13 protein-coding genes are annotated in these 12174 nt (G+C 36.4%); all 13 read left to right on the top strand.

The window, feature by feature from the left end; translation table 11 throughout:
* Positions 1-11: 11 nt before the first annotated feature.
* The 13 genes from rpmI to hemL all read left to right on the top strand — a co-directional run bounded on the left by rpmI (position 12) and on the right by hemL (position 12171).
* Entirely contained in the window at positions 12-212 is a 201-nt protein-coding gene (gene rpmI / locus MUA88_RS05070; protein ID WP_095116545.1) for a 50S ribosomal protein L35, read from the top strand.
* Positions 213-293: 81 nt separating this feature from the next.
* On the top strand, positions 294-650 hold the full coding sequence (gene rplT / locus MUA88_RS05075; protein ID WP_095116548.1) for a 50S ribosomal protein L20: 357 nt from the start codon (positions 294-296) through the stop codon (positions 648-650).
* A gap of 134 nt (positions 651-784) precedes the next feature.
* Positions 785-1396 carry an NUDIX domain-containing protein gene (locus tag MUA88_RS05080; RefSeq protein ID WP_262605025.1) on the top strand — a complete coding sequence of 204 codons (612 nt, stop codon included), beginning with the start codon at positions 785-787 and terminating at the stop codon, positions 1394-1396.
* A 9-nt stretch (positions 1397-1405) separates the two neighbouring features.
* The gene (locus MUA88_RS05085) at positions 1406-2326 is read left to right on the top strand and encodes a hypothetical protein (RefSeq protein ID WP_262605026.1); all 921 of its coding nucleotides are present in this window, start codon (positions 1406-1408) and stop codon (positions 2324-2326) included.
* A gap of 83 nt (positions 2327-2409) precedes the next feature.
* Complete coding sequence (gene tig / locus MUA88_RS05090) at positions 2410-3720, top strand: trigger factor (protein WP_262605027.1); 1311 nt, start codon at positions 2410-2412, stop codon at positions 3718-3720.
* Positions 3721-3946: 226 nt separating this feature from the next.
* Complete coding sequence (gene clpX / locus MUA88_RS05095) at positions 3947-5209, top strand: ATP-dependent Clp protease ATP-binding subunit ClpX (RefSeq protein WP_262605906.1); 1263 nt, start codon at positions 3947-3949, stop codon at positions 5207-5209.
* 115 nt (positions 5210-5324) lie between these two features.
* Positions 5325-5936: a ribosome biogenesis GTP-binding protein YihA/YsxC gene (gene yihA / locus MUA88_RS05100; protein ID WP_262605907.1), complete on the top strand. Its 612-nt coding sequence runs from the start codon at positions 5325-5327 to the stop codon at positions 5934-5936.
* A 108-nt stretch (positions 5937-6044) separates the two neighbouring features.
* Positions 6045-7388, top strand: coding sequence for a glutamyl-tRNA reductase (gene hemA, locus MUA88_RS05105; protein ID WP_262605030.1), 1344 nt, complete (start codon positions 6045-6047; stop codon positions 7386-7388).
* A 180-nt stretch (positions 7389-7568) separates the two neighbouring features.
* The gene (gene ccsA, locus MUA88_RS05110; protein ID WP_262605908.1) at positions 7569-8240 is read left to right on the top strand and encodes a cytochrome c biogenesis protein CcsA; all 672 of its coding nucleotides are present in this window, start codon (positions 7569-7571) and stop codon (positions 8238-8240) included.
* A gap of 25 nt (positions 8241-8265) precedes the next feature.
* Complete coding sequence (gene hemC, locus MUA88_RS05115) at positions 8266-9192, top strand: hydroxymethylbilane synthase (RefSeq protein WP_262605032.1); 927 nt, start codon at positions 8266-8268, stop codon at positions 9190-9192.
* 15 nt (positions 9193-9207) lie between these two features.
* Complete coding sequence (locus MUA88_RS05120; protein WP_262605033.1) at positions 9208-9882, top strand: uroporphyrinogen-III synthase; 675 nt, start codon at positions 9208-9210, stop codon at positions 9880-9882.
* 3 nt (positions 9883-9885) lie between these two features.
* Positions 9886-10860, top strand: coding sequence for a porphobilinogen synthase (gene hemB, locus MUA88_RS05125; protein WP_262605034.1), 975 nt, complete (start codon positions 9886-9888; stop codon positions 10858-10860).
* Between the two features lie 21 nt (positions 10861-10881).
* Positions 10882-12171 (top strand): glutamate-1-semialdehyde 2,1-aminomutase, encoded by a 1290-nt coding sequence (hemL, locus tag MUA88_RS05130; RefSeq protein WP_262605909.1) that lies wholly within the window; start codon positions 10882-10884, stop codon positions 12169-12171.
* Positions 12172-12174: the final 3 nt, after the last annotated feature.

A 12174-nucleotide genomic window follows, 5' to 3' on the forward strand; every position in this document is an offset into this window, starting at 1 on the left:
GGAAAATCATCATGCCTAAAATGAAAACTCACCGCGGAGCTGCGAAACGTGTTAAAAGAACTGGAAGTGGGAAATTAAAACGCTCTAGAGCTTACACATCTCACTTATTCGCTAACAAATCAACAAAACAAAAACGTAAATTACGTAAAGCAGCGCTTGTGTCTAAGAGTGACTCAAAACGCGTAAGACAATTATTAACATACGTTAAATAATCAAAAAAACTAATCGAACGAATATATACATCTAAATATGTAGAGACTACATGTTAAAGAGATAATGAGGAGGAATTTATTATGCCACGTGTAAAAGGTGGAACAGTAACAAGAGCGCGTCGTAAAAAGACAATCAAATTAGCTAAAGGTTACTTCGGTGCGAAAAGCACTTTATATAAAGTAGCAAAACAACAAGTAATGAAATCAGGTCAATATTCATTCCGTGACCGTCGTCAAAGAAAACGTGACTTCCGTAAATTATGGATCACTCGTATTAACGCAGCTGCTCGTCAACATGACATGAGCTACTCACGTTTAATGAACGGCTTAAAATTAGCTGGTATTGACATCAACCGTAAAATGCTTTCTGAAATCGCAATCGCTGACGAAAAAGCATTTGCTGAATTAGTAAACAAAGCGAAAGACGCTTTAAAATAATCTTGATAAAGAGTTGGATTGTTTAGTTAATAAGCAACCAGCTCTTTTTATTTGGAAGCAATACATGAGATTACTTTTGCTTGCGTCTTAAAGGTTTGATACGATAAAGACAATCGCTATTAAAGGAGTTAATTATGTCAAAATTCGATGAACAAATTATAGTAGTCCCGAGAGATATCTTATTTGATAATGAAAGTCATGCATTTAATGGCTTTATTAGAGAAGATGATGCAAAAAGTAAAGCTATTTTCAATACATTAGATCAATATGAAGTGAAACGCCGTGGTGATATGGAAGAAGATCCTTCATATAAACAATTGATTTCATATTGTATTTTAGAAAATGAAGATCAAGATATTTTAGTTTACCAACGTCTATCTGGCGGAGGTGAGGCACGTTTACATGGTTTAGCATCGATCGGTGTGGGCGGCCATATGAATGATGTGCCTGGAGAAGATAATGTCATGGCTATTATTGAGGACAATACAAGTCGTGAATTATTAGAGGAAGTCGGATTGTCTGTTGAAAATACATCAGGATTGCAACATGTTGGATTTATTAATGACGATACAAATGAAGTGGGTCAAGTCCATACAGGTGTTGTCTTTAAAGTGAAAGTTCAAAAAGATCAAGTAGAAGTTCGTGAAACAGATACATTATCTATTCAATGGCAATCATTGGAGGATATCAATGACTTATCAAAGTTTGAATCATGGAGTGCACTTATTTTAGAACAATGGAATTAGGTGATGTGAATGTCGGAAATCATACCATTTCCAAAGTTAAAACAAAAATTATGTTCAGATATTAAAAATGCGATACATCAGCAGCAATATGAAGTCGCTTATGATCGTTTTATGGACTATGAACAGCATTTTGAAATGTCAGAAGAACTGGCATTGATGAAGTGTCACGTATTATGGGAATTAAAATCTTACTTGGAATTACGTGAAGAGGCACATATTCTATTAGAACAAGGCTATGAACCACAAGATGAATTGATGATTTTTTATGTTAGAAGTTTGTATGCTTTGGGACAATATCAATCGGTTGTAACGGTGATAGAGGAAATTCTCGATAATGTGAATGCCCATCAGACTCGTATGGTGCTCTTACCTATAAAGGATCAAGCACAAAAAATGTTAGATGATCGTCGAGAAGAGATGCATATACAACTGCAACAGTTTACAGAACTTTCAGCTGGCCAACAAACAGAACTGATGCTCAATATGATGGACGATAGCGCTTATTATTTTGTGGATACCATTGTCTATTTGTTGACAGACAAGCAATTAAAAACATCCGTACAAACTTTAATGCTTGAATATTTACGTTTCGCTCGTTACAATCAAAACGTTCAGTTAGAGTTATATGGACAAAAAGTAGACGTTGTGCCAGAGCAATTGACTGGTTTTGAATCCTCGCATTTTGCAGAGGTGATTATGCCAGAAGTCATTGCAAAGCTAGAAGAGACATATCCCTCATTAGTTCAAGAAGCACATCATCATCTCAATGCACATAATATTGCCGTTTATCCAATTGATATCACGCAATTAGCAGATGATCAAACATGGATGGATAGTTATTTTGCTTATTTTGAAGAAATGATGGGGTTAGCATCAACCACTTCAAAACAGGATTCAATCATAGAGTTCATTAAATTGTTAAATACATAGTAAGTCTCTTGAAACACATCTTACCTATGTTATAATAAAGAAGTTGAAAAATTTTAAAACGAATTTCATGGAGGTTTTTATACATGACAGCAACATGGGAAAAAAAAGAAGGTAATGAAGGGTTACTTGAAGTAACTGTACCTGCGAAAAAAGTAGACGAAGCATTAAACCAAGCATTCAAAAAAGTAGTTAAAAATTTAAACGTACCTGGTTTCCGTAAAGGTAAAGTACCACGTCCAATTTTCGAACAACGTTTTGGCGTAGAAAGCTTATACCAAGATGCGCTTGACATCTTATTACAACCAGCTTACAGCGATGCAATTGATGAAACGGGTATCAACCCAGTTGCACAACCTGAAATTGACATTAAACAATTAGAAAAAGGTAAAGACTTCATCTTTGAAGCAACTGTAACTGTTGAGCCAGAAGTTGAACTTGGTGAATACAAAGGTTTAGAAATTGAAAAACAAGACGTGACAGTTACTGACGATATGGTTGAAGATGCTGTTCAACAACGCCTTGAAGCAATGGCAGACATGGTTGTTAAAGAAGACGGTGCTGTTGAAGAAGGCGACACTGTAAACTTAGACTTCGATGGTTATGTTGATGGTGAACAATTCGAAGGTGGACAAGCTGAAGGATACGACTTAGAAGTTGGTTCAGGTTCATTCATTCCTGGATTTGAAGAACAATTAGTAGGCTTAAAACTTGAAGAAGAAAAAGACGTTGAAGTTACATTCCCTGAAGAATACCATGCAGCAGAATTAGCAGGAAAAGCTGCAACATTCAAAGTGAAAATCAACGAAATCAAAGCTAAAGAAGTACCAACTTTAGATGATGAGTTAGCTAGTGAATTAGATGCAGATGCTGAAAACGTAGATGCATACAAAGCGAACGTTCGTAAACAATTAGAAGAAGCGAAGAAAAACGATGCTGAAAACTTACAAAAAGAAGAAGCAGTGATTAAAGCTTCTGACAATGCTACAATCGACATTCCAGAAGCAATGATTAGACAAGAACAAGATCGCATGATCCAAGAGTTTGCACAAAATATGCAACAACAAGGATTAGACTTGAAAACATACTTCGAAATTTCAGGTCAATCTGAAGAAGATATGCGTGAACAAATGAAAGACGACGCTGAACAACGCGTTAAAACAAACTTAACATTAGACGCAATCGCTAAAGCTGAAAACATTGAAGCAAGTGATGAAGACGTTGATAAAGAATTAGAAAAAATGAGTGAACAATTTGGTATCTCAGTAGAAGATATTAAAAAGACACTTGGTAACACAGATCTAATTAAAAACGATGTACGTGTACGCAAAGTTTTAGACTTATTAATTTCAGAAGCGAAATTAGTAGATGCACCAGCTGATAGCGAAGAAGAATAATCTTAACGTGACATCTGTTGCATAAGAAACGAGGGTCTCACCTTGTTGCGATGATCGTATTATGTGATTTGAAAAGTGTAACTTGCCAAAGCGGGATTAAGAAATCTAATCATTTCATAGATTTCTATCCCGCTTTCATTGTTATATGCAAAAAACTTGAAAGGTACATCGTTGCATAATAAAATGCTTTCTAGTATAGTCGTAGAGGATAGGGGTGTCATACAATATGTTTAAATTCAATGAAGACGAAGAAAACTTAAAATGTTCTTTCTGTGGTAAAGACCAAGACCAAGTTAAAAAATTAGTAGCTGGTAGTGGTGTTTACATTTGTAATGAATGTATTGAGTTATGTGCTGAAATCGTAGAAGAAGAACTCAATCAAACAGAAACAGAAGAACTCACTGAGTTACCAACACCAAAAGAAATTATGGAAGAATTAAACAATTATGTGATTGGCCAAGAAAAAGCTAAAAAATCATTAGCAGTTGCTGTATACAATCACTACAAACGTATTAACCAATTAGGTCCAAAAGATGATGAAGTCGAATTACAAAAAAGTAACGTCGCATTAATCGGACCAACAGGTAGCGGTAAAACATTATTAGCACAAACATTAGCACGTACATTAAATGTGCCATTTGCAATTGCGGATGCAACAAGCTTAACAGAAGCGGGTTATGTTGGTGAAGATGTTGAAAATATTTTACTACGCTTAATCCAAGCAGCTGATTTTGATATTGATCGTGCTGAAAAAGGGATTATCTATGTCGATGAGATTGATAAAATTGCGCGTAAATCAGAAAATACGTCTATTACACGTGATGTATCTGGTGAAGGTGTTCAACAAGCACTTTTAAAAATTCTTGAAGGGACTACAGCAAGTGTACCGCCACAAGGTGGACGCAAGCACCCAAACCAAGAGTTCATTCAAATCGATACAACAAACATCTTATTCATTCTAGGTGGTGCATTTGATGGTATTGAAGAAGTCATCAAACGTCGTCTAGGAGAAAAAGTCATTGGTTTCGCAAGCAGTGAAGCTTCTAAATATGACGAAACAAGCTTATTAGAGCATATTCGTCCTGAAGACTTACAATCATTTGGATTAATTCCTGAATTTATCGGACGTGTGCCGATCGTTGCAAACCTTGAAACATTAGATATTGCAGCATTGAAAAATATCTTAACACAACCGAAAAATGCATTAGTTAAACAATATACGAAAATGCTTGAGCTAGATGATGTTGCTTTAGAATTTACAGATGAAGCATTATCAGCGATTAGTGAAAAAGCAATCGAACGTAAAACAGGTGCTCGTGGTTTACGCTCAATTATTGAGGAAGCGTTGATTGATATCATGTTCGACATTCCATCAACTGAGAATGTCACAAAAGTGGTCATCACAAAAGATACGATTGTGAATGAAACAGCACCTGAGCTTTATGATGAAGAAGGTCAGTTATTAAACGATAGCAAAACATCTGCATAATTGATGAAAAGCTTAAGATGATGTGTCCGCATGTCTTAAGCTTTTTTGCTGTTCAAGTATAATGATGAACGATAAAATGAATTTATAATATATACACGTTATAAGGAGAGAAACCATGAAGATTAATCCAAATCATGTCGAACTCATAATCAGTGCTGTTAAAAAAGAACAGTACCCGGAAATGGGATTGCCAGAAGTTGCATTGAGCGGACGTTCAAATGTGGGGAAGTCAACATTCATCAATAGTATGATTGGCCGTAAAAATATGGCGCGTACTTCGCAACAACCAGGTAAGACACAAACGCTCAATTTTTATAATATTGATGAGCAACTCATCTTTGTAGATGTACCAGGATATGGCTATGCGAAAGTGAGTAAAAAACAACGTGAGGCATTCGGTAAAATGATTGAGATGTATTTAACGACACGTGAAGAACTGAAGCTTGTCATTCAACTTGTCGATTTAAGACATCCACCAACAGAAGACGATATTCTCATGTATGATTATTTAAAACACTTTGAGATTCCAACACTGATTGTAGCGACAAAAGAAGACAAAGTGCCAAAAGGTAAAGTACAAAAACATATTCAACGTATCAAACAAGATTTAGATTTAGATGCTAATGACAATATCATTAGTTATTCATCACTATCAAAGAATAAACAACCTGAAATTTGGGCGAGCATTGATGCATACATTGCATTAGATGATGAAAATTTTGAATAAATGATGAACGTTAAGAATATTTTTCAATGAGATCATGTTTAATACGAATTTGAAAGCGGTCTATCTATGTTATAATAATTTTATTGTAGTTTATGGGGGGACATGTTCATGTATGTTATTGCAGTGAGTGTCAATCATCGTACGGCAGATGTGACATTACGTGAAAAACTCACATTTCAAGATAATGATATGATTCGTGTGCATGAAGCATTGTTTGAAACAAAATCAATTCTAGAAAATGTGATTTTATCGACATGTAACAGAACGGAGATCTATGCAGTTGTTGATCAAATTCATACAGGTCGATATTATATTCAACGCTTTTTAGCAAGACAATTTAACTTTGAAATAGATGATATTAAAGAAATAGCTGAAGTGAAGCTAGGGGATGACGCAATTGAACATTTATTCAGAGTAACGTCTGGATTAGATTCTATTGTGTTAGGCGAAACGCAGATTTTAGGGCAAATGCGTGATGCCTTCTTAACAGCACAAGAAGCACAAACGACAGGTACCATTTTTAATGAATTGTTTAAACAGGCTGTTACATTTAGTAAAAAAGCACATCATGAAACGGATATTGCAGACAACGCAATTAGTGTGTCATATGCAGCGGTTGAATTGGCGAAAAAAATGTTTGGCAAGTTGAACAAAAAGCGTGCACTTGTGATTGGTGCCGGTGAAATGGGTGAATTGTCTGTATTAAATCTTAAAGGTGCACAAGTATCTGATATTACTGTACTTAACCGTACATATTCACGTGCACAAGCTTTAGCAGATAAGCACCAAGTGCATGCAGCACCTATGTCTGACTTAGGTGAACTGTTAACCACTGCTGATATCGTCATCAGTTCAACAAGTGCAGAAAATTATGTCATTACAAAAGACATGTTAGAAATGCGACATGCTGTAACGAAAAAAACATCACAAATTGTATTAGTGGATATTGCTGTGCCGAGAGATATTGAGCCATTTGAGTCAAATGATATGGAAGTCTTTATTTATGATGTCGATGACTTAAAAGGTCTTGTAGATGCGAATATTCGAGAACGTCGTTTGGCTGCTGAAGCCATCGCTGAACGCATTCCGAATGAAATTAATAAGCATAATGAATGGGTACGTATGCTCGGTGTTGTACCAGTGATTCGTGCTTTAAGAGAGCAAGCGATGGAAATCCAACAAGAAACGATGGCAAGTATTGATAGAAAGTTACCACACTTATCTGAGCGTGAACGTAAAGTCGTATCCAAACATACGAAAAGTATTATCAATCAAATGCTAAAACAGCCTATTAAACAGGCGAAAGAAATTAGTGACGACCATCATGCTGCGGCAAAATTGCAGTTATTCCAAGAGATATTCGACTTGGATGTTGATACCAATTATCAACAGGAAGCTGTTGAAAAGAAAAAACGCATTTTGAAGCAACGTTTATTAGGTTTTGAATCTTAGAAATAGGTGATGCCTATGGTAGAGACGTTTTTTGTAAGATTTCATGAGGCGATTGTCTTGTTATATTTCATCTGCGTCATTTGCTTGATGCTCGATGTTTTTCAAAAGAATTATCGCCTTCAAAATATAGGTTTCTATTTATTAGGGATTGTTTGGGTTTGTCAAACAATCTCTTTAACTATGTATATTCTTTGGCGTGGACAATTACCATTAACGTCTATTATTGAAAGTTTTTATGTCCTGACCTGGCTCATTTTAACTTTTACATTTATTTGTGCTGTTTTCCGACAATTCGATATCGGAATTGTCTTACTGAATATGCTTGGTTTTATCTTTATGCTGATTCATACGTTTCATCCATATCAATTCAGTCATCAAGGTGCACGATTAAAGGTGATCAATGAACTGTTAACGGTTCACATTTCACTTGCTTTACTTAGTTATGTTATCTTTGCGATTGCTTTTGTAAATGCGATCCTTTATTTAGTGCAGTACCAAAATTTAAGATTGAAACGTTTTAATCAAAATTATTTTAGAATCGGTAGTGTCTCTACATTAGAAAAAGCTGTTTTTTATTGTACGCTTATCGGGGTGATTACATTATTTGTCAGTTTACTTTGTGGTGTACAATGGGGAATCTTTTCAGTAGGAACACATATTTTTGTAGATTTAAAAGTGATTTCATCATTTTTAATCTTTTTAAGTTATGTTGCTTTCATTATTATGAGAATCACGAAGCGGTTTAAGCAGCAGTTTTTAATTTATGTTAATATTATGTTGTTTCTATGTTGTATGATTAACTTAATTGTAGTCACACAACTCTCTTCATTCCATCAGTGGACAGGAGTATAATACAATGCCAACGGAGGTTCGTAATATGCGAAAACTTATAGTGGGATCAAGAAGAAGTCAACTTGCTTTAACGCAAAGTGGCCAGTTTATTGATCGTCTAAAAGCAGTGCAGCCAGATTTAGAGATTGAAATCAAAGAAATCGTAACAAAAGGAGATCAAATCGTTGATCGCCAATTATCTAAAGTAGGTGGCAAAGGCTTATTCGTTAAAGAAATTCAAAATGAACTTTTCAGTAAAGAGATTGATATGGCCATTCATTCTTTAAAAGATGTACCGAGTGAATTGCCTGAGGGTCTCACACTTGGTTGTATCCCAGATCGTGAAAATCCATATGATGCGTATATTGCCAAAAATCACGTAGCGCTGAAAGATTTGCCAGATGGTAGTATTGTCGGTACGAGTTCATTAAGACGTGGTGCACAAATTTTGGCACAGTTTCCAAACCTAGAAATCAAATGGATTCGAGGTAACATTGATACACGTCTTAAAAAATTACAAGAAGAAGATTATGATGCGATTATCTTGGCAGCTGCAGGCTTGAAACGTATGGGCTGGTCAGAAGATATTGTAACACAGTATTTAGATAACGACTTACTGATTCCTGCAATCGGTCAAGGTGCACTCGGTATTGAATGTCGTGCAGATGATACAGAATTACTTGACTTATTAGCAAAAGTACATAATGCGGAAGTGGCTGCTTGTGTTACTGCTGAACGTACCTTCTTAAAAGAAATGGATGGTAGTTGCCAAGTGCCAATTGGTGGCCATGCTGTGATAGGTGATGACAATCAAATTCATTTTACAGGGTTAATCATGTCGCCAGATGGAAAGCAGCGTTTTCAGTATACTGCAATGGGAACAGATCCAGTTGAAGTTGGCCAACGTGTAAGTCAAGAACTGAAAGATCAAGGTGCCTATGATATTATTGAAGCACTCAATGAATCACATTAAATAGGGGTGTTGGTGATGAAACCCACAGTGTTAATGACGCAAACAAATGCTTATGATGACCATCGTATTGAAGTGTGTCACATACCACTTGTTGATACGGTACTATGCGCTTTTGATAAACAACTTCTCGAGGAAAGTTTTGATTGGCTTATTTTTTCATCCAAGAATGCGGTGGAATATTTCATCCCATATCTTTCACAAACTCGAGTCGCAAAGATTGCGGCAATTGGTGAAAAAACGAAAGCATATTGTGCGTTGAAAGGCATACATGTAGACTTTGTCCCTGACGACTTCTCTCAAGATGGACTTCTCGCGCAGTTTGATGCACAACAGGAAGCTAAGATCTTATTGCCTTCAAGTGCACGAGCGAGACCTAAGCTGACTGAAGAGCTGTCACGGCGATATGGAAAAGTGACAAAGATCGATTTATACGATGTCGTAGTGAATAAATCTGCTGTACAAGAAGTATATGACATGTTGTTATCACACCAAGTGGATGCCATCACTTTTGCTAGTTCATCTGCTGTGCGTGCGCTTTTTGATTCATATCCACATATACCGTTTAACAGTTGGTATGTGATTGGACAGCAAACGCATCACACCTTGTCACAATATGGCTATGAAGGTGTTGTTGCAGAGACACAAACACTTGAAGCAATGATAGATAAAATTTTAGAAAAGGGGTTCTAAATTATGAACTTTGATAGACATAGACGATTGCGCTCATCTCATACAATGAGAAGTATGGTGCGTGAAACACATTTAAGAAAAGAGGACTTAATCTATCCAATATTTGTGGTTGAACGTGATGACGTCAAAGAGGAGATTAAGTCACTGCCAGGTATTTATCAAATCAGCTTAAACTTATTACATGAAGAAATTAAAGCAGCGTATGATTTAGGTATTAGTGCGATGATGTTTTTCGGCATTCCAAATGAAAAAGATTCATGTGGGACAGGAGCTTTTATTGATGATGGTGTGATTCAACGTGCGACGAAAATTGCAAAATCATTGTATGATGACTTATTAATTTTGGCTGATACATGTCTATGTGAATATACAGACCATGGTCACTGTGGTGTTATCGATGATCATACACATGATGTGGATAATGATGAAACATTACCATTACTTGTTAAAACAGCTGTTTCTCAAGCTAAAGCAGGCGCTGATATTATTGCACCAAGTAATATGATGGACGGCTTTGTTGCAGCGATTCGTGAAGGTCTTGACGAGGCCGGTTTCAAAAATATTCCAATCATGAGTTATGGCATTAAATATGCTTCAAGTTTTTATGGTCCGTTCCGTGATGCTGCAGAATCAACACCATCATTTGGTGACCGTAAAACATATCAAATGGACCCAGCCAATCGTTTAGAAGCCATGCGTGAATTAGAGAGTGATTTGGCTGAAGGTGCTGATATGATGATCGTAAAACCAGCATTAAGCTATTTAGATATTATTCGTGATGTCCGTAACAATAGCAATATTCCTATTATTGCTTATAACGTGAGCGGTGAATATAGTATGACTAAAGCAGCTGCACAAAATGGTTGGATTGATGAAGAACGCATCGTTATGGAACAAATGATTTCTATGAAACGTGCGGGAGCTGACATGATCATCACATACTTTGCGAAAGATATTTGTCGCTATTTAGATAAGTAATCGTCTGAGGAGGAGATCGAATTGCGTTATAACAAATCAATTAAAGCTTTTGAAAAGGCTGAACAATTAATGCCAGGTGGCGTAAACAGTCCTGTGCGTGCATTTAAAGCGGTAGATACACCTGCCATCTTTATGGAAAGTGGGAAAGGTAGTCGTATTTATGACATCGATGGTAATGAATATATTGACTATGTATTAAGCTGGGGGCCTCTCATTCTAGGCCATCGCAATGAACGTGTAATCAGTGAATTGCATAACGTATTAGAACGTGGCACAAGCTTTGGTGCATCAACACTTGAAGAAAATAGATTGGCTGAACTTGTTATTGAACGTGTTCCTTCTATTGAGAAAGTGAGAATGGTATCATCAGGTACGGAAGCAACGTTAGATACGCTACGTTTAGCACGAGGATACACTGGAAAAAATAAAATCATCAAGTTTGAAGGGAACTATCATGGTCATAGTGACTCACTTTTAATTAAAGCGGGTTCAGGTGTGGCGACACTTGGTTTACCAGACTCACCGGGTGTTCCAGAAGGCATTGCTAAAAATACAATTACAGTCCCTTATAATAACCTAGAAGCAGTTAAATTAGCATTTGAACAATTTGGTGATGATATTGCTGCGGTTATTGTTGAACCTGTTTCAGGAAATATGGGTGTTGTACCACCAATTAATAACTTCTTACAAGGACTCAGAGACATTACCAAAGAAAATGATGCATTACTTATTTTTGATGAAGTTATGACAGGTTTCCGTGTTGGCTATAATGGCGCACAAGGTTACTTCGATGTGACACCGGACTTAACATGTCTTGGTAAAGTTATCGGTGGCGGCTTACCTGTAGGTGCGTTTGGTGGTCGAAAAGAAATCATGGATCGCATCGCACCAAGCGGCGATATTTATCAAGCAGGCACACTATCAGGTAACCCACTCGCAATGACAAGTGGTTATTGGACATTGAGTCAATTAACACCAGAAAGCTATACGTACTTCAATGAATTAGGAGATATGTTAGAAGTGGGCTTAAAAGAAGTCTTCGCAAAACATAATGTACCATTGACAGTGAATCGTGCAGGTTCTATGATTGGTTTCTTTATTAATGAGGGCCCTGTTACGAACTTTGAAGAGGCAAATCAATCTGACTTGAAGTTATTTGGTGAAATGTATCGTGAATTAACAGAACAAGGCATCTTTTTACCACCTTCTCAATTTGAAGGAATGTTCTTATCTATTTCACATACAAAAGAAGATATTGAAAAGACAATCGCAGCATTTGACGTTGCATTAAGTAAAGTTGTGCCAAAATAATTG

The organism is Staphylococcus sp. IVB6240 (assembly GCF_025558425.1).
In the GTDB taxonomy this organism is placed as follows: Bacteria; Bacillota; Bacilli; order Staphylococcales; family Staphylococcaceae; genus Staphylococcus.

Bases quoted from the DNA above. Each gene is read 5' to 3' on its own strand.
- MUA88_RS05120 (WP_262605033.1), top strand. From the start codon at position 9,208: ATGAAACCCACAGTGTTAATGACGCAAACAAATGCTTATGATGACCAT.
- clpX (WP_262605906.1), top strand. From the start codon at position 3,947: ATGTTTAAATTCAATGAAGACGAAGAAAACTTAAAATGTTCTTTCTGT.
- rpmI (WP_095116545.1), top strand. From the start codon at position 12: ATGCCTAAAATGAAAACTCACCGCGGAGCTGCGAAACGTGTTAAAAGA.
- tig (WP_262605027.1), top strand. From the start codon at position 2,410: ATGACAGCAACATGGGAAAAAAAAGAAGGTAATGAAGGGTTACTTGAA.
- rplT (WP_095116548.1), top strand. From the start codon at position 294: ATGCCACGTGTAAAAGGTGGAACAGTAACAAGAGCGCGTCGTAAAAAG.
- yihA (WP_262605907.1), top strand. From the start codon at position 5,325: ATGAAGATTAATCCAAATCATGTCGAACTCATAATCAGTGCTGTTAAA.
- ccsA (WP_262605908.1), top strand. From the start codon at position 7,569: ATGTATATTCTTTGGCGTGGACAATTACCATTAACGTCTATTATTGAA.
- hemA (WP_262605030.1), top strand. From the start codon at position 6,045: ATGTATGTTATTGCAGTGAGTGTCAATCATCGTACGGCAGATGTGACA.
- MUA88_RS05085 (WP_262605026.1), top strand. From the start codon at position 1,406: ATGTCGGAAATCATACCATTTCCAAAGTTAAAACAAAAATTATGTTCA.
- hemC (WP_262605032.1), top strand. From the start codon at position 8,266: ATGCGAAAACTTATAGTGGGATCAAGAAGAAGTCAACTTGCTTTAACG.
- MUA88_RS05080 (WP_262605025.1), top strand. From the start codon at position 785: ATGTCAAAATTCGATGAACAAATTATAGTAGTCCCGAGAGATATCTTA.
- hemB (WP_262605034.1), top strand. From the start codon at position 9,886: ATGAACTTTGATAGACATAGACGATTGCGCTCATCTCATACAATGAGA.